We start from the raw sequence: 24,881 nt of genomic DNA, 5'->3' as shown, positions 1-24,881 counted from the left end.
CCCAGGCTCCGGCCGCCCCGCCCGGCCCCGCCTACGGCGACGGCGGCCAGGGCTGGCTGCAGAACAAGCTCGACGCCGCCTGGACCCTGGGCCGCCTGCACCTGGTGAAGTCGCGGCACTACATCGAGCACGCCTGGCCCGGTTACTCGTGGGCCTCGCGCTACCACGACTCGCTGCCGGCCGGCTACCTCCGCACCGGGCTCGGCGCGCTCGGCGCGGCGGCGGCGATGGTCCCGCTCGGCTATGGCATGAGCCGCTTCGCGCTGCACTGGTGGTGGTGGAACAAGTGCCCGGACGGCATGTACAAGATCGCCATGGACCCGCTCGCGGAGGACATCTACCACCTGCAGTTCTACGGCCCGATGGAGGCCGTCGGCGGCAGGACGCTGCAGCCGCGGGCGGTGCACCAGATCCCCGACGGCTACTACATCTTCGTCGTGGACGAGTCGAAGGTGTTCCGCTACCGCGAGATGTACGACCGGGCCGCCGGCCATGAGCTCTACGTCAGGCACAGCATGCTCAACAGCGGCGGCTGCGCCAGGACCGCGGGCATGATGCGGGTCGACTCGGCCAGGGGGGAGATCCTGCTCACCAACTCCTCCGGCCACTACCAGCCCGACGTCCCGTCCCTCGAGAAGTGGGCCCGTCCCGCGCTGATCGAAGCGGGATACACCGACTGGAAGATCCCGACCTGCGACGTCTTCCAGATCAACCTCAAGTCGCAGATGTTGGACTACGTGCGCACCCGCCCACACCTGCTCGGAGAGTTCCGATGAACGGCTTCACCCTCACCGGCGAGGCGGGATTCGCCTGCTGCCGCATGGCCGCCGACGGCACGCAGGGCCCGCTGACCGGGCACATCCAGGTCCTGGCCGGGACACCGCTGCTGTACGCGGCCGTGACGGGGCCGCCCGCCGGGATCGCGATGGCGCTCACCGGCCCGGACGGGGTCGCCTACGGCACCGCCACCGACACCGCGGGCGCGCTCGTCGTGACCGGCCCTGGCGGCCCGCTGGCGATCCTGGTGCACGCGCCGCAGCCCGGCACGTGGACGCTGACCTGCACCGCCTCGGCGGCGGCCACGGGCGGCGCGGCCCTGACGACCGCGCCGCAGGCCGATCCCGCGTCGGCCGCGTTGTCGGCGCTCGCGACGCACCTGTCGCCGGGGAACGGCGCGCCTCCGGACCCGTTCGAGATGTTCAGAGGCGCGTTCAGGCCGTTCGCCACGGTGCTGGCCGCCGCTCCCGCCACCCCGGCGATGAGCCTGGCCGCGGCCACGGCGGCGGTGTTCGGCCTTCCCCTCGACGCCGCCACCGCGCTCCTCGGCGAGGTGCGCGGCGGCAACGCCGAGGCCGTGCTCATCGCCCTGGCCCAGCAGTTCGGCGCCACCGGCCAGAACCTGCGGATGGAGATGCTGGCCAACGGCTCCGGCGAGAGCGGCCTGACCGGGTGGAACGTGACCGCGGGGAGCTGGCGCGCCCTCCGGGGCGTGGCCGACGCGCTGGGCTGGACGTCAGCGTTCGCCGCCGACGGAGTGAGCGGGCCGTGCCGCAAGTCCGCCACGATCGATCTGATCGCCGCCGGTCTCACCGGTGCCTACCTCGACACCGCCCCTGAGATCGACGTGTGCGACTGGGTCTGCGCCCTCGGCGTGACCGGCAGCACGTACGCGCTGACGGCCCGGCTCCTCGACGGCGCGCGGGCCGTGCTCAAGGAGGTGCGCACGACGACGATGCCGTTGCCGCCCATCTCCGGGCCCGGCCTGCCGGGCCGCGCCGACTGGCGGCAGGCGCTCCTGTCCTTCCGCGACTACGGCCCCGGCGTGCGCTTCGTCGAGTTCGAGCACAGCGCGAGCGACCCGGCCGCGAACGCCGCGAACGGATTCCGGGTCACCGGCTCCAGCGTGCGCGTGCTGCTCAGCCCGGCCTTCCGCCCGTCCGAGCTGGTGACCAACCCGAGCGGGGCCGACGGTCTGACCGGTTGGACCGCCTCCGGCACCGGCACCTGGACGACCGAGTCCGGATCCGGTGTCGCCTGCCCTCAGTCGGCGGGCACGACGGCGTTCGCGGTCGCCTCCGGGCAGGCCGTCAAGCGGCAGAGCATCGACCTGGTGGCCGCCGGCTACCGGCCCGATTTCCTCGACACCGCGCCGCCCGTCGAGGTCTGCCAGTGGATGGCCGCCGACCCGGAGCTGACCTGCACCTACACCCTCAAGGTCGTCCTGAAGGACGGGGCGGGCGCCGAGCTGACCTCCGTGGACTCCGGCCCGGTGGCCCTCAGGCCCACGGGCCTGCCGGGTACGGCGTTCCTGCCCTCCTGCGACACGGTCTCGGGGTACGGCGCGGGCCTGCGGACGATCGACGTGGAGCACTCGGCTCAGCCCGAGCGGGCCGTCGCGGGCCGCAGCCCGGCAAAGATCGCCGGGACGTCGGTCCGGATCCCCACCCGGCAGCCCGACCCCGGCCCCGCCGAACCGCGCCGGCGGGCGGCTGCCGCGGCGGCGCCGCCGCCGCCCGTGCCGAACACGAACATCACGCCCTACAAGTGGGTCTGCCTGGTGCGCGTCACCACGCCCGGCGGCGGCACCGGCCACGGCACCGGCTGGCTGATCCCCGCCGACGGCACGCACTTCTACGTGGTGACGGCGGCGCACAACGTGTGCAACGAGGACGGCTGGATGTCGTCGTTCGAGATCTCGCCCGGCGCCAGCGGGACGACCAAGCCGTACGCCTCGTCCACGGTGCGGCTGGCGGACGCGGAGGTGCCGCTCGACTGGCTGGCCAACACCCAGACCAGCATCCGCGGCATCGAGCAGGACTACCTGTACGGGCAGAGCGTGGACGACTATGCCCTGCTCAGGGTGAACGCCCCGGCCGGCTGGGACCCCGGCGGATTCAGGCCCGCGGCTCTGGACGACCACCAGATGCGCGGCCAGGTCGCGAAGATCACCGGCTATCCGGCCCGTCCGCCATATCCGACGTCGGGCCCTTCGCAGATGTACACCGCCGACATCACGCTGCAGCCCTACGACGAGACCCGCGGCTCGACGGAGACCGACATGCGCCAGGGCGCCAGCGGCGGCCCGATCCACCTCCAGCTGCCCGGCGGCGGTCACCGGGCCGTCGGCATCGTCTCCCACCTCGCCTTTTTCGAGGGCACGGTCCTGGCAGGTTACGACTTGTCGTATGACTTCTCCTACATCCACTTCCGGCGGCTCACCAAGACGGCGCTCGACGCGATCAAGCGCTGGCGCCGGCCCGTCGGCGACAACGACCGCGTCTGCAAGCTCCAGCTCGTGATCAGAACCGGCAACACGCGCGCGACCGCCGACAACGCGGTATTCGCCGTCGACGGCCACGACTACGACCTGTCCGCGCTGTGGGAGCGCGGCGCCACGCACCTGTTCGGCGGGCGCAACCATCCCGGCGACATCAACGTCTACGACCTGACGCCCGAGCTCTATCGCGTGAACCCGGCCGGCCCCCGGCTGAGCGACCTGCTCGGCAAGCCCTGGTCCCTGCGCCGCCAGGTGGTCCCGGCGAGCCTGAGCGAGCAGCTCAGCCCGTATTACTGGTTCAGCGGGGACTGGGCGGTGGACCACCTGTCCCTGTACGTCAACGACCAGCTCCTGCACGCGCGGAACGTCCGGAAGGTCCTCGGCCCCACCGGCAAGGTGGACGGCACCGTCAAGCGGGGTCTGGGCCCGTGATCCTAGCCGCCGCGCCCTGCCACGCATCGGCGCCGATCGCGGGGACGGCCAGGCCGGCCGGCAGGCCCGCTGCCCCCGCGACCTTGGCGGCGCCGAGCCAGGGCCACCACGAGTCACCGCCTTGACCCGGGGCCATCAGGTCATGTGACCGCCCGCGGCTATGACGTGCGTCATGGGCGAGGGTCGGATCGGCATGCGGCGATTTTGCCGATATCTCGGCCGGGCCCGTATCGTGCCGCTGTGATCGACATCGAGCCCTTTCGCATCTCCGTCTCCGATGACGTGCTGGCCGACCTGCGCGAGCGGCTGAGGCGTACCCGTTTCACCACGGCCTCCGACGCCACCTACTGGGCCGCCGGAGTCGATCCCGGTTATCTGCGCGAGCTGGTCGGCTACTGGGCCGACGGGTTCGACTGGCGTGCGGCCGAGACGTGGCTGAACAGCTTCCCGCACTTCAAAGCCGGTGGGGTGCACTTCGTCCACCTGCGCGGCGACCGTGCCGGCGGCCTGCCGTTGATCTTGACGCATGGCTGGCCGAGCAGCTTCGTCGAGATGTTGCGGGTGGCGCCGCTGCTGACGGACGAGTTCGACGTGGTCATCCCCTCGCTGCCGGGCTTCCTCTTCTCCGACCTGCCCGCGGGGGTCTTCACCCGGAGGGGCGTGGCCGAGACGTGGCACACGCTGATGACGCGGACCCTGGGGTACGAGCGCTTCGGCGCCTTCGGCGGCGACATCGGCGGCGGGGTGACGCAGTGGCTGGGCGCGCTCTATCCGGACGAGGTCGCCGGCGTGCACGTCACCAGCGCGGTGATCCCCGACGTCCCCGACCCCACCGCCGAGGAGCAGGCCTACCTGGATCACCTGGCCGCTTACGACGTCCGCGACCAGGGCTACAGCGAGATCATGTGGTCGCGCCCGGACACGCTCGCCGCCGCGCTCAACGACTCCCCCGCCGGGCTGGTGGCGTGGATCGCCGACAAGTACCGCGACTGGAGCGACTGCGGCGGCGACCTGGAGCGGAGCTGGGACAAGGACACGCTCCTGACGATCGCCACGCTCTACTGGGCCACCGGCACGATCGGCTCGTCCTTCCGCCAGTATTACGACTACCCCAACAACCGGCCGGTCCCGCCCATCCTCGCGCCGGGGGCGGTCACGCTGAGCAACGAGCCGGCCTTCACGGGCTACCCGCGCAGCCTGGCCGAGCGGCTGTTCGCCGACCTTCGCCACTACCGCGTCCCTGGGCGCGGCGGCCATTTCATGGCCCACGAGGAACCGGCTCAAGTTTCGGAGGAATTGCACCGCTTCTTCGCTTCGCTGCGGTAGGACCCGGCCGTCCTCCAGCACGATCCCGTTCCGCACCGACGCCGGCCGCACGCCTCGCGGCAGGGATCCGGCCGTCACCGCTCGGTCGATGAAGTCCCCGAGGTGGTGAGCTGTTTGCGCATCATCACGGCCGAGCGCCCCTCGACCCCGGCCCGGCCGGTCTCGACGTAGCCGAGGGACTCGTACAGGGCGATGTTCGAGGTCATCTTGACGTTGGTGTAGAGGCGCAGCGCGGGCAGGCCGAGCCGGCGCGCCTCCTCCTCGGCGTAGGCCATCAGCCCGCGCCCGATGCCCCTGCCCCGCGCGCCGACGCGTACGGCGACGTTGTCCACGAGCAGGACACCGTCCTCGGGGACGAGCACGATCAGCCCGTCCAGCCGGTCGGTGACGTGCACCCGGCCGTCGGCGATGAGCGCGGCGTAGTCGGCCTCCATCGGCAGCGGCCGCATGCCGATGACCTCGATCCACGGCGCGTACGCGTCGTGGACCAGTCGCTCGACGGCGGTCCTGTCGTCCTCTGTCGCCGGCCTCATGCACCCCATGGTGCCAGCCTCCCGGCGGCCCGGCGTCCGCCCGGGGTCGCCGCTACTGGGCGGCGGGGCCGGGCTCCGCGGCGTCGAGCAGGATCTTCAGCAGGTCCTGGGGCGCGTCGCGCATGAGGTTGTGCCCGCTGTCCAGGGCGTGCGTCGTCCACGTAGGGTCCTCGCGCAGCCGCTGGTAGATGGGGGTGAAGGGGGACTCGCCGTCCCAGGCGGCGGCGTACACGTAGACCTGGCGCGGCAGCCGCGTGCGGTCGCCGGTGAGGCGGAGCGGCTGGAGCAGCGAGGCCAGCGGGTGCGGCGTGGCCCGGGGGTCGAAGAACGGCAGCGTCCGCACCGCGTAGCCGTTGTCCACCACGTCCGTGTACCACTGCCGCTCCCGCTCGAAGACCAGGCTCCAGCAGGAGTCGCCGTCCTCCGGCACCACGGCGTCCAGGTATGCCAGGGCGCGCACGCGGCCGGGCATGCGGTCGGCGACCCCTCTGATCACCATCCCGCCGTAGCTGTGGCCGGCCAGCACGACGTCCTGGAGGTCCTCGGCCGCCAGCAGCGCGGTCACGTCCTGGATGTGCGTGTCCAGGTTCACCGTGCCGTGCAGCAGGTGGCTGCGCTCGCTGAGACCGGTCAGCGTCAGCGGGTACACGCTGTGCCCCAGGCCGCGCAGCCCCTGGGTGAGCTCCTCGAAACACCATCCGCCGTGGCACATGCCGGGGATCAGGACGTAGGTCGCCATGAGTCGCTCCTTCAGATCGAACCGATCGATACGATCTCTGATGCTAGCAGTGATCGAACCGTTCGTTACCATCTCAGGCATGCAGGTCACCACGGCACTCACCCGTGCGGACGCCGCCGTCCGCACGGGTGAGCCGCGGGCTCAGCCCAGGCGGGCCTCGATGGCCTCGATGATCCGCGGGCGCAGCTCGGCGGCGCGGATGACGGCGTCGACGGAGCCGACCTCGACCGCGCGCCGGATGTCGTGCACCCGGTCGAACTCCGCGGCCACCTCCCCGAGCTTCTCCGCGCGGACCGACGTACGCAGCTCGTCGAGCTCCGCGGTCAGCGCGGCGCGGTCGGTGCCGGAGGCGGCCGCGGCGCGTGCCTCCAGGTCGCGCACCCGCGGGTCGGCCGCCGTGCGGGCGCTGACGTCGCCGGAGAACACCGCCGCCGCGGCGGGGGCGCCGCCGAGCACCGAGGCGAACGAGCCTTCCAGCGCGAGCACGGTCATGTTCGGGTTGAGGGCCTTGGAGAACACCACGAACGCGCCGCCGTGGTAGCGCGAGATCACGCAGAACACGATGGGCCCGCGGAAGTTCACGATCGCCCGGCCGATCTCGGCGCCGTATTCCAGCTGCAGCTTCCGCATCGACTCCGGCGAGCCGTCGAAGCCCGACAGGTTCGCCAGCACCACCAGCGGCCGGTTGCCGCTGGCCGCGTTGATCGCCCGCGCGGCCTTCTTCGACGACCGCGGGAACAGCGTGCCCGCGGTGTAGGAGTCGGGGCCGTCGGTGGGCGGGAAGCCGCGCCGCGGCACCGAGCGCGACTCGATGCCGAGCAGGCAGACCGGGATGCCGCCGAGATGCACGTCCTGGACCGCGGCGGTGTCGGCGTCGGCCATGCCCGCCCAGCGCTCCAGCACCGGGTGGTCCTGGTCGGACAGCGCCCGCATCACGGTCCGGATGTCGAACGGCTTCTTGCGGTCCGGGTTGGCCTCGGCGGAGAAGATCTCTCCGACGGTGGTGAAGTCGCTGCCGGCCACGACGTGCGGGAAGCCGGAGATGTCGCGGTCGGCGGGGTCGGTCGTCACCGCCCGCCGCGGCCCCTTCTCCCCCGGCGCGACGTACGTGTGGTCGTAGTGCGACATCAGCACCTCGCGCGCGGCGGCCAGGTCGGGCGCCCAGTACTGCGCCTGCCCGTTCGGGCCCATCACCCGGTCGTAGCCGCCGATGCCGAAGTTGTCCTCGGCCGACACGCCGCCGGAGAAGTCGAGCGCGTGCTTGCCGGTGAGCACCATCGCCGAGTCGGGCGTCATCACCAGGATGCCCTTGGTGTGCATGAGCATGGTCGCCTCGGCGTTCCAGTAGGGCTGCGCGCCCACGTTGATGCCCGCGACCACGATGTTGATCTCGCCGCCGTCCTGGGTGAACTCGACGATCCGCTTGAGCGCCGCGGCCACCCAGTCCATGTTCTCGGTGCCCGACTCCATGGAGATCCGGGCGCCGGCGGACAGCGCGTACCACTCCAGCGGCACCCGCATCCGCTCGGCCAGGTCCAGCGCGGCGATCACGCGCCGGCACTCCGGCTCCGACAGCGCGCCGAGCGACTTGGTCGGGTCGCCGAGCAGCACGACCCTGGTGACGCCCTCCGGGTGCCGCTCGGTCGGCGTGGTGACCACGCCGGCGACGATCGCCGCGCTGTTGCGTCCCTTCGGCCGCTCGACCGGCACCAGCGCGTGGTCCTCGTCGAGGTCGTGCTCGGTGAAGTCGCCCAGCTGCCCGGTCAGCTCGTAGGGGTAGACCGTGTTGCGGCTGCTCGCGCGCAGCACCTTCTGCCGGTAGTCGTCGAGCGGCTCGACCAGCTCGGACGACGGCTCGCCCACGGTCAGCTCGGCTCCGCCGGTGGCGTCGAACGAGATCCGCACGGCGATCTTGGTCAGCTCGCCGGTCGCCCGGTCGCGCTGCCGCGCGATGAACAGGATCTCCTCCAGCCCGGCGCCCGCGGTCGTCGGCCGCACCCGACCGGCGATCATCTCCATCTCCGCGCGGGTGATCTCGCTCGGCGGCCAGACGTAGACCACGATGCGGTTGGTGTTGAAGCGCTGGCTCGACTTCCGCCGCGACTGCGCACGGCGGATCGAGTCGAGGCAGGTGGCGATGGTGTCCTCGGCCGTCGGCAGCGCGACCAGCCTGCCGTCGTGCTCGCGCAGCTCGGTCAGGTCACGCACCTGGGCGAAGGCGACGAGGCGGTCGTCCGACGGGTTGTCGCGCGCCACGCACTGGAAGAGGTAGACCTCCTCGTCGGACGACGGCAGCCGGGTGAGGTCGAACTTGCTCAGCCGCTCCAGCTGCATCCGCTCCGCGATGTACGGGTGCAGGCCGCGGATCAGCCGGTCCTCGGCCATCCCGTCGGCCGACGGGCGGAACGTGAAGTGGTGGTGCATCACCGCGCCGCCGCTGCCCGCGACGGTGGCGGTGAGCCTGCGGACCTGGCCGGGCAGCGGGTGGGCGCTGACGATCTCGTGCAGCGCGGCCGCCATGGCCTCGGAGTCCTCCGGCTGCCGCTCCCAGGACAGGTAGATGTCGGCGACGATGGCGTCCTCGCCGCCCGCCAGCTCGGCGAGCCCGCGCAGCGCGCCGCCCAGCGCAGCGAAGCTCACCGCGGCGGAGACCACGCGCGAGCCCGCGCGCTCGGCGACCACGAACGTGCAGCCCGCGGCCTCGCGGCTGCGGACGCCGGTGAGCCCCTTGTTGCCGTAGTAGCGCCTGGTCAGCACTTCCAGCATGATCGCGTTGTCGAGGTCGTCGCGGATGAGCCGCTGGCCGAGCAGGCGCACGAGCGGCTCGGTGGTGCGTACCATCTCGGCGATGCGCTCGGCGCGGTCGGGGGCGTCCGGGTTCGCGTCGAGGTGGCGCAGGTGCTTGCGCACGTCGGCGTAGACGCGGGCGCGGTTGCGGCGCAGCAGCGGCTGGCCGAACCAGGCGAACACCACGCCGCGCGCGAGGTCGGCGACCACCGGGAAGCGGACCTGCGTCGCGGCCACCAGCCGCTCCAGCGTGAGCCCGGCGGGCTCGCGCAGCGTCTCGTCCGGCGGCGGCTCCCGCAGCCAGGCCCGCAGCAACGCCGTCACGACCTTGACGTCAGCGGACGCGCGCTGCTGGGCGAGGAAGATCCGGAAGACCGCGGCCTCCAGCTCGGGTGCGGGCTCCAGGCCGGTGACGCCGTAGTGGCCGAGCGCCTTGGCCAGCTTGGCCTGGAACGCCGCGGGCAGCCCGGCCCGCTCGACGTCGAGGCTCTGCAGGTAGGTGTGGAAGTATTCGCGGGCGCTGTGCAGGTGGCCCGCACCGCCGCCCCCGTCCTCGCCCACCGGCCGGTTACGGCTCAGCTCGGCGAGGTCGGCGAACACCTCGGCGATCTCCAGCTCCTCGGCCAGCGGCGGCTGGCCGGCCGAGATGGCCGCGCTGCGCGCGGCGAGGTAGTCGTCGAGCACCCGGCGCTCGTCGTGCGGGTCGACGTCGAAGCCCAGCAGCAGGCCGCGCAGGTCCTCCTGGCCGCGCGCGAGGCGGGCGGGCACCGGGATCCGATCGGGCGCGGCGGGCAGGTCCAGCTCGACGGTCTCGGCCACCGGGGCGCGGGCGGCTTCGGGGTCGTCGTCGGCGAGCGGCTCCAGCCGCAGCAGCGCCGCGCCGGTCTCCACCTGGCTGCCCACGGACACGACGCATTCCTTCAGCCGGGCCCGGAACGGCGCCCGCAGGACCGTCTCCATCTTCATGCTCTCCAGCACCAGCACCGGCGCGCCCGCCTCGACCTCGGCGCCGACCTTCACCGGCGTGGCGACGACCAGCGCGGGCGCGGGCGAGCGGACGACGCCGCCCTCGTCGCGGCTGACCCGGTGGGCCACGCCGTCCACCTCGATCAGGTGGATCGGCCCGTGCGTGCCGGTCAGCAGCCGGTAGCGGGCGCCGTTGACGATGGCCTGCCCGGTGTGCCGGTCGAAGCGGTCGAGCTCGACGTCGGCGGTGCGGACGTCGCCGCCCGCCTCGACGCCGACGCGGAAGCGGTGCGCGCCGATCCGCGCGACCCGCACGCGGTAGCCGGCGCCGCGCAGCTTGAGGTCCAGCGGCCGGCCGCTCTGGTGCTGCACCTGCGGGCGTCCGCCGAACGCGGTCGACAGCAGCCGCTGCCGCTCGGCGCGCTCCTCCTCTTCGTACGCCTCGATCGCGGCCGCCGCCAGCGCGACGGCGGAGTGGCGGTGCGAGACGAGCCTGCCTTCGCCGCGGACGCGGTCGATCCAGCCGGTGTCCGCGCTCGCGTCGATCACCTCGGGCTGGTCGAGCAGGTCGAGGACGAAGCTCTTGTTCGTCGCGCCGCCCTCGATGATCACCTTGGTCTGCGCCATCGCCCGGCGCAGCCTGCCGAGCGCCTCGTCGCGGTCGCGGCCGTAAGCGATGATCTTCGCGATCATCGAGTCGAAGTCGGCGGGGATGGTGTCGCCCTCGCTGACGCCGGTGTCGACGCGGATGCCCGGCCCGGCGGGCAGGTCCAGCCGGACGATGCGGCCCGGGGAGGGCGCGAAGTCGCGGTCGGGGTCTTCGGCGTTGAGCCGGGCCTCGACGGCGTGCCCGCGCTCCACCGGCGGGCCGCCTTCGAGCCGGCCGCCCGACGCCACCCGCAGCTGCGCCCTGACCAGGTCGAAGCCGGTGGTGGCCTCGGTGATCGGGTGCTCGACCTGCAGGCGGGTGTTGACCTCCAGGAAGGCGAACAGTTTGGTGCCGGGGTGGTAGAGGAACTCGACGGTGGCCGCGCCGCAGTAGCCGACCGCGACGGCCAGGCGTTCGGCCGACGCCTTGAGCTCGGCCGTCTGCTCCGGGCTGAGCACCGGCGACGCCGACTCCTCGATGACCTTCTGGTTGCGCCGCTGCACCGAGCAGTCGCGGACGCCGAGCGCCCACGCGGTGCCGTGGCCGTCGGCGATCACCTGGACCTCGACGTGCCGGGCGCCGGTGACCAGGCGCTCCAGGAACACGACGCCGCTGCCGAACGCCCGCGCGGCCTCCTGGCTGGTGCGCTCGTAGGCGTCGGCCAGCTCGGCGTCGCTCGTGATCACGCGGATGCCGCGCCCGCCGCCGCCCGCGGTCGCCTTCAGCATCAGGGGGTAGCCGATCTCGGCCGCCGCGGCCAGCGCGGCGTCCAGGGTCTCGACCGCGCCGCGGCTCCACGGCGCGACCGGCACCCCGACCTCCTCGGCGATCAGCTTCGCGCCGATCTTGTCGCCCAGCTTGCGCATGGCCTCCGCGCCCGGCCCGACGAAGGTGACGCCGATCTGCGCGCACAGCTCCGCGAACGCCGGGTCCTCGGCGACGAAGCCCCAGCCGACCCACGCGGCGTCGGCCCCGGTCTCCACCAGCGCCCGCTCCAGGACCTTCAGGTCGAGGTACGGGCGCGCGGACGCGGGCCCCAGGTCGTAGGCGATGTCGGCCTCGCGCACGAACGTGGCCGTGCGATCGACGTCGGTGTGCAGGGCGACGGTCTCGATCCTGGTCCCGGTCTCCGCGGCGATGTCCCGTACGGCGTGGATGAGCCGCATGGCGGCCTCACCACGATTGACGATGGCGACACGACTGAACACCCGACCGAGCCCTCCTGTAGACGACACTGTTTGCGCGCCGCGACAAGGCGGACCCGCACTTTGCACCTTTCCGCCTAATGGCCGGCGACGCCATGTAGCAGACAGCGCAGGCTACCCGATCTCAATTGTAGGAACCGACCAAAGGTCCTCCGCCGCGCACGCCCGACCAGGGGCTGCCCGATTCGTCCTGCTCTGGTTTCTCCCGGTTCACGGCGGTCTCAGCCCCGGCCGATGGTGAGCCCCGGCCGGACGGTGGCATCCGCCGCCGGGAAGGCCGTTCACCGTTCCCGGCGGCGGCCGAGCCGTCCATCGGTCAAGCCCGCAGCTGCTCCAGCCGGGAGGTCTCGCGCAGCATCGGGCGAGCCGCCAGGGCCACGAGCATCGCGGCGAGAACCCCGATGCCCGTCATGGCCACGGCCCTGGCGGCCGCCCAGCCCAGCCACTGGACCTGGTAGACGCCCAGCAGAGGCACGATCACCACCACTACCCCGAGGACGGCCGCCGAGGCGCAGACCGGCAGCGCGGCGATGAGCGCCTGCCGGACGAGCACCCCGCCCAGCGCCCGCGCCGGCACCCCGGAGGCGACCAGCGCGGCGAACGAGCGCCGGCGATCGAGCAGCTCCTCCGCCTGGTGCACCACCAGGGCGGCCGCCGAGGTCGCCAGGGCCACCAGCAGCGCGAGGTCCACGAGCGCGTGGGCCTGGTGATAACCGGGGCCGGCCTGCTGCGCCCCGGCGGCCGCGCCGATGAACACGGTCAGGCTCACCACGGACAGAGCTCTGGCCCACGCCCGCGGATCGGCCTCGACCAGCCGTGCGGCCAGCAGCACCTCCGGTGACTCCGTCCGCCGGCCGACCCGGCGGGCGTACGCCCTGATCAGCCACGTCGCGGCCAGGGTCGTGCCGAACAGCAGGAACGCCATCCCGGCCGCGATGACCACAGCCGCCCCGTACGCCCCGCCCAGCGCGAAACGGCCCTTGAACACGCCTCCGAGAGCGAAGAGGCCGACACCGGCGACGACGAGGAGCAGGTCGCGCACTCGCGGCCCCCGCAGGCGCGAACGGCGGACCACTCCCAGCGGGGAGGCGACGACGTGCCGTCCGGCGCGTGCCCCCGACAGAGCTCCGCCGAGCGTCACCCCCGCGATGACCACCGGCACCTGCTCCAGCGGCCCGGCGAGATGGGTGAGCGCGTAGACCGCGGCCCCGGCCGCCGAGCCGCCCAGCGCCAGCAGGCCGCCCTCCAGCGCGCCGAGCCGGCGCACCTCGCCGGGCGTGGCCCCGGCCAGCCGCAGGCCGGCCAGCCGTCGCTCCCTGGTGGCCGTGGCCAGCCGGTTGGCCTGGTGGACCAGGCCGGCGACCGGCAGGGCCAGCAGGGCCAGCGCGAGCCCGGTCAGGGAGCCGCCCTCGTCGTCGAAGTCCGCCAGGCTGACCGCCGTGCAGACCAGGAACGTCGCCGCTCCGGCGCCGGCGGCGATCAGCCGGGCGCGTACGCGGTCGATCCGCGACCGTCGCCTGTTCAGCAGGCGCAGGATGGTGATCACTGGCCGACCCCCGCCAGCACGGCGCCGTCGCGCAGGACGACCTCCCGGTCGGCGTAGGCGGCCACCCGGTTGTCGTGGGTGACCAGGACGACGGTCGTGCGGCTGGTGCGGGCCGCGTCGATCAGGGCGCTCATCACCTGCTCGCCGCCGAGCGTGTCGAGGGCTCCCGTGGGCTCGTCGGCGAAGATCACGCCCGGGCCGGTCGCCAGCGCCCGCGCGACGGCCACCCGCTGGACCTGCCCGCCGGACAGCTCGCCCGGCTGCCGGCCCGCGCAGTCGGACACTCCCAGCCGGGCCAGCCAGTCCGCCGCGACGTTCATCGACTCCCGCCGCCCGTGCCGGTTGAACAGCATCGGCAGCGCGACGTTCTCCGCCGCGGTGAGCTCGGGCACCAGCTCGCCGAACTGGAAGACGACGCCGAAGCTCTCGCGCCGTAACCTGGTCAGCTCCGCCTCGGGCAGCGTGTCGATCCGCCGGCCGTCCAGGACGACCTCGCCGGACTCCGGGCGGACGATCCCGGCCAGGCAGTGCAGCAGCGTGGATTTGCCCGATCCGCTCGGCCCGGTGATCGCCAGGATCTCCCCTTCCGCGATGTCGAGCGAGACCCCCGTCAGCGCCCTGGTCCGGCCGTACGACTTCACCAGGGCTCTGGCCTCAAGCATTGCTGTCCTCCTTCAGCCGCGACAGTGCGGTCTCGATCCAGCGCAGGTCGGCGTCGAGGTGCTGGAGCGCGTAGTCGGCCGCCAGCACCTGCGCGGGCTCGCCGGACGCCTTCGCGGCGGTCAGCTCCCGCATACGGGCCAGGTGCGCCTGGCGCTGCTTGACGAGATAGCCGTCGGCGGCCTGTCCCGCGACGGCGACCCGGGCGAACAGCGAGCTGGCGACATAGGGGGCGGGCGGCTCCACGGTGTCCAGCCAGCGGGCCAGCTCGGCGCGCCCGCCGTCGGTGATGGCGTACATGGTCCGCTCGGGGCCGCCCTCCTGCTGCGTCTCGGCGACCTCCGCGTAGCCGTCGCGTTCCAGCCGCTGCAGCGTGGCGTAGACCTGCCCGTACGCCAGCGGTTTGGCGCCCGCCAGGCGTTGATCATGCTCTTTCTTGAGCTCGTAACCGTGCTTCGGGCGCTCGGCGAGGAGGCCGAGCAGCACGTGACCGGTCGACATGATCGAGACTATACATTGAATGAATAGTCATCGTTACGGATTCCCCTCCCTGTGCGCTCGCAGACCTACGGCTCGCACGGCACCAGCACCGGCGAGCTCCACCTCGTCCCCGGGATCGGGGCCGCGCGCCCGGCGGCACCCTGCGCCTCTTCGCGTCACTTTCCGGCCCGGCCGGGGCGACCCGCGACGTCGTCATCACGCCTTAACTGGCTTTATCGCGAAACAGCGACGTTATGACCATCAAATCAATATCAACAAGGCGTCGCTAGTCGCCATCGGTTCCATAACCGTCCTCGACAGCCCACCCGCCGCGTGACTTGATCGTGACAGAAAACGTGGGGCGCGCCCCGCGGCCACGGCGCACGCCCCACCTCGGCCAGCCACAAGAACTCATCTCGGCACGAGGGAGGACAGATGGCCAGCTTGCGCCATCTCACCATCACCGTCGTGGCGGCGGCAACCCTGATCGCCATCACATCATGCGCGACGGACACCGGATCCGGGCCCTCGGGGGCGCCCGCGTCCTCACCGGCCGGCCAACCCGTGCCCGGCGGCACCCTGCGGCTCGTCGGCAGCGGCGACGTCGACCACCTCGACCCGGCCAGCGCCTACTACACGGTCACCAGCGGTCTCATCCGCGGCTACGCCCGCCAGCTCTTCGCGCTGCGCGGCGTGCCGCCGGGGGTCGACACGACCAAGGGGTTCGAGCTCGTCCCCGACGTCGCCGCCGAGCTGCCGACCGCGGCCAACGGCGGGCTGAGCGCCGACAAGCTCACCTACACGATCAAGCTGCGCGACGGCGTCCAGTGGGACACCCAGCCTCCCAGGCAAGTGACGGCCGGCGACTTCGTGCGCGGCTTCAAGCGGCTGTGCAACCCGGTCGCCGGCTCCGGCGCGCCCGGCTACTACACGAGCACGATCAAGGGCATGGCGGGGTACTGCGCCGCGTACGCCGACACGTTCAAGAAGGCCAAGCCGACGGCGCCGGCGCTGGCCGCGTACCAGAACGAGCACGACATCGCGGGCGTCCAGGCCAAGGACGACAGAACGCTCGTCTTCACCCTGACCCAGCCCGCCGGGGACTTCCTCAACATCCTGTCGCTGAACTTCTCCTCGGCGGCCCCGGCGGAGTACGACCAGTACGTCCCCGACGACGCCGCCTTCCGCCGGCACGTGATCTCCAACGGCCCGTACCGGATCAGCTCGTACGTGGCCGCCAAGTCGCTCAGGATGGAGCGCAACCCGGCCTGGAAGCAGGAGTCGGACCCGATCCGGCACCAGTACGTCAACGCCGTCGAGGTCAAGATGGGCGTCGCCGAGCCCGACGCCGTCCAGCAGCAGCTGGAGGCGGGCAGCGCCGACCTGGCATGGGACCTGCCGGTGCCGACCTCGCAGATTCCCCGGCTCAAGCGCGGCGACCCCGGCTTCCACATCTTCCCCGGCGCCGTGACGAACCCGTACCTCGTCTTCAATCTCCAGAGCAAGAACGAAAGCGGGGCCATGGGCAAGCTCAAGGTCCGCCAGGCCATCGAGTACGCGATCAACAAGGTGGCCATCGCCAAGATCTACGGCGGCTCCGACGTCGCGACCCCGCTGCACACCGCGATCCCGCCGGGCAACATCGGCTACCAGGAGTACAACCCGTACCCGACGCCCGGCGACGCCGGCGACCCGGCCAGGTGCAGGCAGCTGCTGTCCGAAGCGGGCTACCCGAACGGGCTGACCCTGATCGGCGCCTACCGCAACGCGGGCAACCACCCGGCGAACTTCCAGTCGTACTCGGCGGACCTGAAGCAGTGCGGCATCACGGTCAAGGGCCTGCCGGTCCGCCAGGGGGACTACTACGGCGCGTTCTTGCAGAACACCTCCATCGCCAAGGCCAGCAAGTGGGACATCTCGGCCCCCGGCTGGGTGCCCGACTGGTACGGCAACAACGGCCGCTCGACCATGCAGCCGCTGTTCCAGACCAACTGCAACCCCGGCACCAGCAACTACGGCTGCTACCGCAACCCGAAGGTGGACGGCCTGATCGAGCAGGCGCTCACCGAGACCGACACCACCAAGGCGGCGGCGCTGTGGCACCAGGCCGACCAGGCGGTGATGGCGGACGCGGTGATCGTGCCGTTCAACAACCAGAACACGCCGATCTACCACAACAAGCGGGTGCGGAACGCGCTGTACCTGCCGGCGTTCCAGCTCTATGACATCACCAACCTCTGGCTGAGCCCGAACACCCCGTGACCGGCGGTGCCCGGCGGGCCGCCCCATGGCCCCGCCGGGCACCTCGAGGAGGACACATGAGCCTGCTTGAGGTGACGGACCTCCGGGTGGCCTTCCCCACGTCCGACGGCGTGGTGCAGGCTGTGCGCGGGTTGACGTTCACCATCGCACCAGGCCGGACGCTGGCGATCGTCGGCGAGTCCGGCAGCGGCAAGACCGTGAGCACCCAGGCCATCCTCGGCCTCACCCCGGGTGCCGACATTTCAGGAACCGCTCTGTTCGACGGCGTCGATCTGCTGCGGCTCGACCGCGACCAGCTCCGCCGCATCCGGGGCGCGGAGATCAGCGTGGTCTTCCAGGACCCGCTGACCAGCCTGCACCCGCTCTACAAGGTCGGCCGGCAGATCGAGGAGCTGATCCGGGTGCACCGCCCGGAGACCTCGAAGGCCGAGGCCAGGCGGCGGGCGGTGGAGCTGCTCGGCCTGGTCGGCATCCCGCGCCCCGAGCGCCGGGCCGACGACTACCCCCACCAGTTCTCCGGCGGCATGCGGCAGCGCGCGATGATCGCGATGGCGCTCGCGCTCAACCCCAAGCTCATCGTGGCCGACGAGCCGACCACCGCGCTCGACGCCACCGTCCAGGCGCAGATACTGGAGCTGATCGCGCGGGTGCAGGCCGAGTTCGGCATCGCGCTCGTGCTCATCACCCACGACCTCGGCGTGGTGGCCGGGATGGCCGACGAGGTCATGGTCATGTACGCCGGGCTCGTGGTGGAGCGCTCGGACCGGCGCACGCTCTACTACCGGCCCCACCACCCGTACACGAAGGGCCTGCTGGAGTCGATCCCGGGCAGCAGCGGCGACCGGGGCGGCCGGCTGCGGCCCATCCCGGGCTCCCCGCCCAGCCTGATCGCGATCCCCTCCGGCTGCGCCTTCCACCCGCGCTGCCCGTACGCCATGCCGGTCTGCGCCGCCGAGCGGCCGCCGCTCGCCCCGGTCACCGGCTCCGGCGGGCACGCCTCGGCCTGCTGGCTGCCGCACGAGGCGGTCGGGCTGGGCGCGGCGGCGGAGGCGTTGCGGCTGCGGGCGAAGGAGGCGTGATGCTGCTCGAAGTGGACGGCCTGGTCAAGCACTTCCCCATCACCAGCGGCCTGCTCGTGAAGCACACGATCGGCCGGGTGCAGGCAGTGGACGGCGTCGCATTCGAGCTGGCCGCCGGCGAGACGCTCGGGCTGGTCGGCGAGACCGGCTGCGGCAAGTCCACGCTCGCCCGCTGCGTCGCCGGGCTGCACCCGGTCACGGCGGGCCGGGTGCGCTTCGACGGCCAGGACATCACGAACCTGCCCAGACGGCGCATGCGGGCCTTCCGCCGCGACATCCAGATGATCTTCCAGGATCCGTACGGCGCGCTGAACCCGCGCCGCCGCGTCGGCTCGATCATCGCCGACCCGCTGGTGATCCACCGGGCGGCGAGCGGGCCGGAGCTGCGCCGTACCGTCCAGGAGCTGATGGAGCGGGTGGGGCTCAACCCCGAGCACTACAACCGCTTCCCCGCCGAGTTCTCCGGCGGGCAGCGGCAGCGCATCGGCGTGGCGCGGGCGCTCGCGCTGCGCCCCCGGCTGATCATCTGCGACGAGCCGGTGTCGGCGCTCGACGTGTCCATCCAGGCGCAGATCCTCAACCTGCTCAAGGACCTCCAGGACGACTACGGGCTGACCTATCTGTTCATCGCGCACGACCTGTCGGTGGTGCGGCACATCAGCGACCGCATCGCGGTCATGTACCTGGGCAAGATCGTCGAACTGGCGGGCGCGGACGAGCTGCACGACGCGCCGCGGCATCCGTACACGGCCGCGCTGCTGTCGGCCACCGCCGTCGCCGACCCGGACGAGGCGGAGCGGCGGCAGCGCGTCATCCTGACCGGCGACGTGCCCTCCCCCATCGACCCGCCTTCCGGGTGCCGCTTCCATCCGCGCTGCCCGAAGGCGCGGGAGGTCTGCGCGTCCGCGGAGCCCGTACTGGAGTCCAAGGAGCATCCGGTGGCCTGCCACTTCCCCGTCTCCGCCGGCGAGGACCTGACCGCGGGGAGGCCGGCATGACCCTCACCGAGCTACGACCCGACGTCGTCACCGACCATGCCGTCACCGGGCGCAGCCCCTGGCAGCTGGCCTGGCGGCGGATCGTGACCGACCGGGTGGCGCTGGCGTCCGGGCTGGTCGTCCTGGCGCTGTGCGCCCTGGCCCTGGCCGCGCCGCTCATCGCCGCCTGGAACGGGCACGACCCCGACGAGCAGTTCCGCGACACCGGCGTCACTGACGAAGGGCTTCCGGTGGCCCCCAACGGAGAGTTCTGGTTCGGCACCGACCGGCTGGGGCGCGACCTGTTCGTCCGCGTCCTGTACGCGGCGCGCGTCTCGCTGCTCGTCGGCGTGGTCGCCACCGGGATGGCCGCGCTGGTAGGGGTGGTCGTCGGGTTGCTGGCCGGCTATTACGGCGGGGTCGTCGACACGATCCTGCCGCGGGCCATGGACGTGGTGCTGTCGTTCCCCTACCTGATCTTCGCCATCGCGGTCGTGTCCATCGCCGGGCCGTCGCTGAGCGCCACGATCGGGGTGATCGCCTTCTATTCCTGGGCGGCCATCGCCCGCATCGTCCGCGGGCAGACGCTGACGTTGAAGGAACGCGAGTACGTGGAGGCGGCCAGGTCGATGGGCGCGGGCGACTTCCGGATCATGTTCGTGGACATCCTGCCGAACCTGCTCGCCCCCGTCATCGTCCTGACCACCCTGCTCGTGCCGGTGGCCATCGTCTTCGAATCGACGCTGTCGTACCTCGGGCTGGGCATCACCCCGCCCACCCCGTCCTGGGGCAATCTGCTCAGCGAGGCGCAGGGGTTCTACCGGGTCGCCTGGTGGTACCTCAGCTGCCCCGCCGTCGCGCTCCTGCTCACCACGCTCGCGTTCAACCTGGTCGGCGACGGCGTCAGGGACGCCATCGACCCGCGCATGGAGCGCCTGTTCGGCCGCCGCAGAAACGCGCGCAGAAAAGCACGCGGAAACGCACCCGGAGACGCACGTGGAGACGCACATGGAGACGCGCCCGGAGACGCGCCCGGAGACGCACGTGGAGACGCGCCCGGAGACGCACGTGGAAGCTCGCGCCGTGAGCGCCGTCGTTCTCGTCTGGAGGGCTGATGCTGCACAGGTTCCTCCTCCGCCGGGTCCTGCTGGGCCTGCTGGTGCTCTGGCTGGTCACGCTGGGCACGTTCCTGCTGTTCTTCGTCGCGCCCGGCGATCCGGCCCGTACGCTCGCCGGGCGGCAGGCCACGCCCGAGCAGGTCGAGCTGATCCGCCACAACCTCGGCCTCGACCTCCCGGTGCTCGTCCAGTACGGCTCCTACCTCGGGCGGCTGCTGCACGGGGACCTGGGACAGTCCTACTTCTCCGGCGAGTCCGTCGGCAGGCTGCTCGCCGGGGACTTCCCGCCGACGTTCTCGCTGGTGCTGGGCGGCGCGGTGCTCTGGCTGGCGATCGGCGTGGGGGCGGGCGTGCTCAGCGCGACCAGGGCCCGCTCGCTGCTCGACCGGGCGGTGACGCTGGTCGCCCTGGCGGGGGTGTCGATGCCGACGTTCGTCGTGGGGCTGCTCCTGCTGTATTTCCTGTTCTTCCAGCTCTCCATGGCGGGGGCGCCGATCCTGCCGCCCGACTCGTACGTGCCGTTCTCGGAGAACCCCGGCGAATGGGCACGCCACCTGATCCTGCCCTGGATCACCCTGGCCACCGTGCAGGCCGCCTCTTACACAAGGCTCACCCGCGGCTCACTGCTGGACGTCCTCGGCGAGGACTACATCCGCACCGCCCGCGCCAAGGGCGTGCCGGAGCAGCGGGTGATCTACCGGCACGGGCTGCGGGCCGCGCTCACGCCCGTGGTGACGCAGCTCGGCGTGGACGTGGGCACGCTCATCGGCGGCGTGGTCGTGACCGAGTCGGTGTTCGGGCTCGGGGGCGTGGGCCAGGCGGTGGTGCAGGCGTTCGTCAGCGGGGACCTGCCGGTCATCATGGGGGTGGTCATCCTCGCCACGACGGCCGTCATCGTGGCCAACCTGCTGGTGGACCTCGCGTACGGCCTGCTCGACCCGCGCGTCCGCATCACCTGACGCGGACCGGGCCGGCCGCGCTGGAACAGGCGCGGGTCCGGGTGTTGCATGGGCGTCGAGGGCCGGCGGCGCGATCCGGCCCTCGAAGATCCGCGTGGAGACAGGGAGCCGGGATGGACATCACGGACGGTGCTATGGACGGCGCTATGGACGGGGCCCGCGACCGGCCGGGACGAGATCAGGGCGAGGCTTCGCGGCCGGCCCGCCGGGGGAAACCGGCGACGCCCTTGCGCCGGCTCGGCGTGGCCTGCGTCGTCGTGCTGGTGATCGCCTGCCTCGCCTACCTCGCGACGGTCCCCTTCGGGCTGGTGGCCGCCGGCGACCGGCTGCAGCTCCCGGAGATCGCGCTGGCCGTCGCGCTGCTCGCCGTCGCGGCCTTCTCGGCCTCCTCCTACTCCATCACCGACTTCACGATCGGGCCCGGCGGATTCAGCGCGCGGCTCGCCGCGTACGAGGAGCGCCAGGACTCGCTCGAATCCGAGGTCCACGCGCTGCGGGTGGCGCTGACCGGGCTCGTGACCAAGTACGAGTGGGACCATCTGCGCAGGCTCAAGGAGCAGCAGACCGTGCGAGTCAGATTCCGCGAGGACCGGAAGCTCCAGCTCGAGCTCGAACGGCTCGACGCGATGGGCTTCATCCAGCCCACGGACGAGGCTCGCGGCCTCAACGCCATAGCGGACGACCACGCGAACGATCAGGCGGAGTTCGATCTCAAGGACTATGTCAGGATCACCGGCGACGGTGCGGATTATCTCGAGCTGCGCGAGCGCCTGAAGGGCGGACGGCAGCGGCTGGGGCCTCGGAAGGGGTAGCCGCCTGCCTTCCTGCGGCGCTCTCCGGAATCTTGGGGTTTGGGAATGTCCGGATCTGGTTTACGCTCGGGCCTAGCGAGGGGAGTACTTCGCAAGTGCCGATCCGGTCAGTACGGACGTACCGACGTCCCCGGACGGCCGCCCGCCAACCCCCGGGTGAAGGAGACCTCGAACGGCTGAGTCACGTTCGAGGAGGTTCCATGTCACCGGGGATGCTTTCGGCTGCGTCTGCCCCGAGCAGCGTCGCTTCTGTCACCCTGTGGTCGGTCACCGTCGCCGGCCTGCTCCTGCTGCTGGTGGTCGACATCGTGCTGACCAGGAGGCCGCACGAGGTCGGGCTGCGCGAGGCCGTCACGTGGTCGGTGTTCTATCTGGTGCTGCCGGTGGTGTTCGCCGGCTATCTGTGGGGCGCGTTCGGCACCACCGTCGCGGTCGAGTTCTTCACCGGATACGTGGTGGAGAAGTCTCTGTCGGTGGACAACCTGTTCGTGTTCATGCTGCTCCTGGCCGCCTTCGCGGTGCCGGCCGAGCTGACCCAGCGGGTGCTGCTGTACGGGATCGTCGGGGCCCTGGTGCTGCGGGCGATCTTCATCGCGCTGGGGGCGGCCGCCCTCCAGAGCGGCACGTGGGTGTTCCTGCTGTTCGGAGCGGTGCTCCTCGCGACGGCCGGAAAGGTGCTCAAGGAGGCCAGGAAGGGAGAGTCGCACACGGTCGACATCGACTCCATGCGGAGCGTGCGGCTGCTGCGCCGCTTCGTCCCGGTCACCGGCGACTACCGCGGCTTCCGCCTGTTCGTGCGGGAAGGGGGCCGGCTGGCGATCACCCCGCTGGCGCTGGCCACGGTGGCGGTGTTCGCCACCGACATCGTCTTCGCCGTCGACTCGGTGCCCGCGGTGTACGGCGTGACGGAGGACCCTTTCCTCGTCTTCGCCACGAACGCCTTCGCCCTGCTCGGCCTGCGGGCGCTGTACTTCGTGCTGCGCAGCGCGCTGGCCCGGCTGCGGCATCTCAACTACGGGCTGGCGATCATCCTGGCCTTCATCGGGATCAAGCTGCTCCTGCACTGGGCGCACGGCATCTGGGCCTGGGTGCCGGAGATCCCCACTCCGGCCTCGCTCGGCGTCATCGTCACGGTCCTGCTCAGCGTCACCATCACGAGCCTGCGGGCCGAGCGCGCCGAGCGGCCGGCGGCCGAAGGCTGACGTACGGAGTGACCGTGGCGGGCCGCGGTCACTCCACTCGCCAGTCCTCCTCCCGCGGCGGATAGGCGAACGTCTGGTTGTCGGCCCACCCCTGCCCGATGATCCGGTAGCCGTGGGCGGCCTCGCTCGCGGTGTGCCGGAGGCCGACGTCGAGTGTGTCGGCGACGGCCCAGGAGCCGCCCACGTGCTGCTCGACGACGTAGCGGAACTCGTTGAAGCCCAAGGAGGAGGACATGAACGTGTTGCCGATGGCGAGCGTACGCCGTCCTTCCGTCAGGGCCCGCGGGATGGTGACGACCTGGTCCCGCCACTTGTAGGTGGCGTCGCCGGGCAGCGGCCGCCAGATCGCGGCCGGGCGGCCGTTGACGGTGATGACGGCGTACTGCATGGCGACGCCGGCGTCCATGCGGCGGACCAGCCGCACGCCGGCGTTGGCCGGGTCGACGGTCACGGTGAACCAGCTCGATCCGCCCGGGCCGAACGCGCGGCCGTCGTCGCTGAGAATGTGGCCGGGGTCGGCGGCGGCGGATCCACCGGACGCGGCGCGCGGTGACGCCATCCGCTGAGCGACGACGACGCCGGCCAGGGCCGCGACACCCAGCACGGCCGACACGGCCGACAGGACGGCCCGGCGCCGGCCCCAGGCGCGGGTCGGGGGTCGGGCGCTGATGGGGGCCGGCTCTTCCTCGCCCGGTGCGCCGGGGGTCTCGTCCGGGCGTTCGCTCTCCGCGTGGACGGGCAGCCGGGTGACCCGCAGCCGATCCCACGCTCGTTCCCACGCGGGGAGCTGATCGCCGGGCACCCGGCACGCCCGCAGGAACGCCACCATCACCGCCTTCTTCGGGAAGCGCCGCCCGGCCAGCATGTCGGCACAGGTGGCGCGCGGCAGCCGGGCCCCGCCCGCTTTGTCGGCCCGCGCCTGCAGCTCCCGCAGGGACGCGTCGGCCTGGGCGAACTGCAGGTTCAGCAGCCTGACCAGGTCCTGGTGACACGTCACCGCGTCGGGCCCCTGATGGATGGGGACCGAAGCCGGACCTACCCCCGGGCCGTCGCCGCGAGGATCGCCGCCGCCGTCCGGATCCGCGCTCATCTGCTCTTTCGCCCCGCCCTTCCCTGCCCGGAGCCATCATTCCGCCCGACAGTGTACGAACGATTACCCACCGTGTCCGGCGATGTCCACGAGCGGTGCCCCGCTGTCCGCGTCCGTCCGCGTCCATCCGCGGCCGTCTGTGACCGTCCGGGCCCGTCTATGTCCGTCCGGGCCCGTCTGGCCGGGACCGGAAGCGGTCGAGTCCGTCCGAAGCCCTGTTGGACACCTCTCCGGCCCGGCTTTGCTGTCCGTCGAAGCCAGACAGGAGCGAGCAGCCATGCGGCGACGTGCACCACTCCCCGCCCCCAGCGACCCTCCCGGGCCGCGCGGTCCCCCGGAACCACGCGCACCGCGAACCCGAACGATCGACTCAACGGACGACACAAGGAGCATCAGATGACCATCACCACCGGCGAGGACAAGAAGGCGGCGCTGCGCGAGCACCCGGCCGTGGCCCAGGTACTGGCCCAGTTCGGCGACGACACCGAGAGCCTGCTCGACGAGCTGGCGGCCGGGCTGAGCCCCGAGCAGATCCAGGCCATTCCCCTGTCGCCCGCGATGCCGCCGGACGCCGGCCCCCTGGACGGCCTCAACTGCCTGCGCGCCCAGGCCGTCTATGCGGTCTACCAGCTGTTCGGCATGGCGGTCTGCAGCATCGTCGGCGGCTTCACCGGAGGGCTGGCCGCCATCGCCTGCCGGCTGATCAAGGCCGCCGCAGGCAAGGCGATCAACTGGAACAGCCTCTGTTAGCCGCCCCCGCCGAGCACCGCCCGGCCGCTGTC

The 24,881-nt window shown here is 72.1% G+C and carries 18 protein-coding genes; 11 read left to right on the top strand and 7 right to left on the bottom strand.

Features of this window, described 5'->3' with window-relative positions:
- The 3 genes from ETD85_RS63655 to ETD85_RS41495 form a co-directional block, all read left to right on the top strand.
- Positions 1–776 (top strand): hypothetical protein (locus ETD85_RS63655; protein WP_170247124.1); only part of this gene is annotated, 776 nt, incomplete at its 5' end.
- On the top strand, positions 773–3,709 hold the full coding sequence (locus tag ETD85_RS41505; protein WP_138695320.1) for a trypsin-like peptidase domain-containing protein: 2,937 nt from the start codon (positions 773–775) through the stop codon (positions 3,707–3,709). The genes ETD85_RS63655 and ETD85_RS41505, both read left to right, overlap by 4 nt.
- 240 nt (positions 3,710–3,949) lie before the next feature.
- Positions 3,950–5,035, top strand: coding sequence for an epoxide hydrolase family protein (locus ETD85_RS41495; protein ID WP_206059181.1), 1,086 nt, complete (start codon positions 3,950–3,952; stop codon positions 5,033–5,035).
- Between the two features lie 74 nt (positions 5,036–5,109).
- Here ETD85_RS41495 and ETD85_RS41490 read toward each other — a convergent pair whose 3' ends face one another.
- The 6 genes from ETD85_RS41490 to ETD85_RS41465 form a co-directional block, all read right to left on the bottom strand.
- Complete coding sequence (locus tag ETD85_RS41490; RefSeq protein WP_206059180.1) at positions 5,110–5,568, bottom strand: GNAT family N-acetyltransferase; 459 nt, start codon at positions 5,566–5,568, stop codon at positions 5,110–5,112.
- A 52-nt stretch (positions 5,569–5,620) separates the two neighbouring features.
- Positions 5,621–6,307, bottom strand: coding sequence for an alpha/beta fold hydrolase (locus ETD85_RS41485; RefSeq protein WP_138695318.1), 687 nt, complete (start codon positions 6,305–6,307; stop codon positions 5,621–5,623).
- 141 nt (positions 6,308–6,448) lie between these two features.
- Entirely contained in the window at positions 6,449–11,917 is a 5,469-nt protein-coding gene (locus ETD85_RS41480) for an ATP-binding protein (protein ID WP_138695317.1), read from the bottom strand.
- Between the two features lie 313 nt (positions 11,918–12,230).
- Complete coding sequence (locus tag ETD85_RS41475; protein WP_138695316.1) at positions 12,231–13,460, bottom strand: hypothetical protein; 1,230 nt, start codon at positions 13,458–13,460, stop codon at positions 12,231–12,233.
- Positions 13,457–14,122 carry an ABC transporter ATP-binding protein gene (locus ETD85_RS41470; protein WP_138695315.1) on the bottom strand — a complete coding sequence of 222 codons (666 nt, stop codon included), beginning with the start codon at positions 14,120–14,122 and terminating at the stop codon, positions 13,457–13,459. Before ETD85_RS41470 ends, ETD85_RS41475 begins: the two co-directional genes overlap by 4 nt.
- A complete protein-coding gene (locus ETD85_RS41465) occupies positions 14,115–14,621 on the bottom strand; it encodes a PadR family transcriptional regulator (protein WP_138695314.1) in 507 nt (168 codons plus the stop codon). The genes ETD85_RS41470 and ETD85_RS41465 overlap by 8 nt, the downstream gene beginning before the upstream one ends.
- A gap of 414 nt (positions 14,622–15,035) precedes the next feature.
- Between ETD85_RS41465 and ETD85_RS41460 the strand changes: the two genes are divergently transcribed.
- From ETD85_RS41460 to ETD85_RS41430, 7 genes are all read left to right on the top strand, one after another.
- On the top strand, positions 15,036–16,862 hold the full coding sequence (locus ETD85_RS41460) for an ABC transporter substrate-binding protein (protein ID WP_138695313.1): 1,827 nt from the start codon (positions 15,036–15,038) through the stop codon (positions 16,860–16,862).
- Between the two features lie 56 nt (positions 16,863–16,918).
- The gene (locus tag ETD85_RS41455; protein WP_138695312.1) at positions 16,919–17,941 is read left to right on the top strand and encodes an ABC transporter ATP-binding protein; all 1,023 of its coding nucleotides are present in this window, start codon (positions 16,919–16,921) and stop codon (positions 17,939–17,941) included.
- Entirely contained in the window at positions 17,941–18,939 is a 999-nt protein-coding gene (locus ETD85_RS41450) for an ABC transporter ATP-binding protein (RefSeq protein ID WP_138695311.1), read from the top strand. Before ETD85_RS41455 ends, ETD85_RS41450 begins: the two co-directional genes overlap by 1 nt.
- Positions 18,936–20,033 (top strand): ABC transporter permease, encoded by a 1,098-nt coding sequence (locus ETD85_RS41445; RefSeq protein WP_138695310.1) that lies wholly within the window; start codon positions 18,936–18,938, stop codon positions 20,031–20,033. The genes ETD85_RS41450 and ETD85_RS41445 overlap by 4 nt, the downstream gene beginning before the upstream one ends.
- Positions 20,033–20,995, top strand: a complete 963-nt coding sequence (locus ETD85_RS41440; RefSeq protein ID WP_240779764.1) for an ABC transporter permease — start codon at positions 20,033–20,035, stop codon at positions 20,993–20,995. Before ETD85_RS41445 ends, ETD85_RS41440 begins: the two co-directional genes overlap by 1 nt.
- 113 nt (positions 20,996–21,108) lie before the next feature.
- On the top strand, positions 21,109–21,807 hold the full coding sequence (locus ETD85_RS41435; protein WP_138695309.1) for a hypothetical protein: 699 nt from the start codon (positions 21,109–21,111) through the stop codon (positions 21,805–21,807).
- A gap of 200 nt (positions 21,808–22,007) precedes the next feature.
- The gene (locus ETD85_RS41430; RefSeq protein WP_138695308.1) at positions 22,008–23,009 is read left to right on the top strand and encodes a TerC/Alx family metal homeostasis membrane protein; all 1,002 of its coding nucleotides are present in this window, start codon (positions 22,008–22,010) and stop codon (positions 23,007–23,009) included.
- Positions 23,010–23,037: 28 nt separating this feature from the next.
- On the opposite strand, the gene ETD85_RS41425 is transcribed toward ETD85_RS41430, so the two are convergent.
- Positions 23,038–24,099 (bottom strand): hypothetical protein, encoded by a 1,062-nt coding sequence (locus ETD85_RS41425; protein ID WP_138695307.1) that lies wholly within the window; start codon positions 24,097–24,099, stop codon positions 23,038–23,040.
- 396 nt (positions 24,100–24,495) lie between these two features.
- Between ETD85_RS41425 and ETD85_RS41420 the strand changes: the two genes are divergently transcribed.
- Positions 24,496–24,849: a hypothetical protein gene (locus ETD85_RS41420; RefSeq protein ID WP_138695306.1), complete on the top strand. Its 354-nt coding sequence runs from the start codon at positions 24,496–24,498 to the stop codon at positions 24,847–24,849.
- Positions 24,850–24,881: the final 32 nt, after the last annotated feature.

Origin of the sequence: Nonomuraea zeae (assembly GCF_005889725.1) — a bacterium.
GTDB lineage: Bacteria > Actinomycetota > Actinomycetes > Streptosporangiales > Streptosporangiaceae > Nonomuraea > Nonomuraea zeae.
Note: the sequence above shows the minus strand (reverse complement) of the source record. Positions and strands in the feature narration are given on the sequence as shown.

Bases quoted from the DNA above. Each gene is read 5' to 3' on its own strand.
- ETD85_RS41455 (WP_138695312.1), top strand. From the start codon at position 16,919: ATGAGCCTGCTTGAGGTGACGGACCTCCGGGTGGCCTTCCCCACGTCC.
- ETD85_RS41485 (WP_138695318.1), bottom strand. From the start codon at position 6,307: ATGGCGACCTACGTCCTGATCCCCGGCATGTGCCACGGCGGATGGTGT.
- ETD85_RS41470 (WP_138695315.1), bottom strand. From the start codon at position 14,122: ATGCTTGAGGCCAGAGCCCTGGTGAAGTCGTACGGCCGGACCAGGGCG.
- ETD85_RS41465 (WP_138695314.1), bottom strand. From the start codon at position 14,621: ATGTCGACCGGTCACGTGCTGCTCGGCCTCCTCGCCGAGCGCCCGAAG.
- ETD85_RS41490 (WP_206059180.1), bottom strand. From the start codon at position 5,568: ATGAGGCCGGCGACAGAGGACGACAGGACCGCCGTCGAGCGACTGGTC.
- ETD85_RS41450 (WP_138695311.1), top strand. From the start codon at position 17,941: ATGCTGCTCGAAGTGGACGGCCTGGTCAAGCACTTCCCCATCACCAGC.
- ETD85_RS41430 (WP_138695308.1), top strand. From the start codon at position 22,008: ATGTCACCGGGGATGCTTTCGGCTGCGTCTGCCCCGAGCAGCGTCGCT.
- ETD85_RS41420 (WP_138695306.1), top strand. From the start codon at position 24,496: ATGACCATCACCACCGGCGAGGACAAGAAGGCGGCGCTGCGCGAGCAC.
- ETD85_RS41425 (WP_138695307.1), bottom strand. From the start codon at position 24,099: ATGAGCGCGGATCCGGACGGCGGCGGCGATCCTCGCGGCGACGGCCCG.
- ETD85_RS41460 (WP_138695313.1), top strand. From the start codon at position 15,036: ATGGCCAGCTTGCGCCATCTCACCATCACCGTCGTGGCGGCGGCAACC.
- ETD85_RS41435 (WP_138695309.1), top strand. From the start codon at position 21,109: ATGGACATCACGGACGGTGCTATGGACGGCGCTATGGACGGGGCCCGC.
- ETD85_RS41505 (WP_138695320.1), top strand. From the start codon at position 773: ATGAACGGCTTCACCCTCACCGGCGAGGCGGGATTCGCCTGCTGCCGC.
- ETD85_RS41445 (WP_138695310.1), top strand. From the start codon at position 18,936: ATGACCCTCACCGAGCTACGACCCGACGTCGTCACCGACCATGCCGTC.
- ETD85_RS41440 (WP_240779764.1), top strand. From the start codon at position 20,033: ATGCTGCACAGGTTCCTCCTCCGCCGGGTCCTGCTGGGCCTGCTGGTG.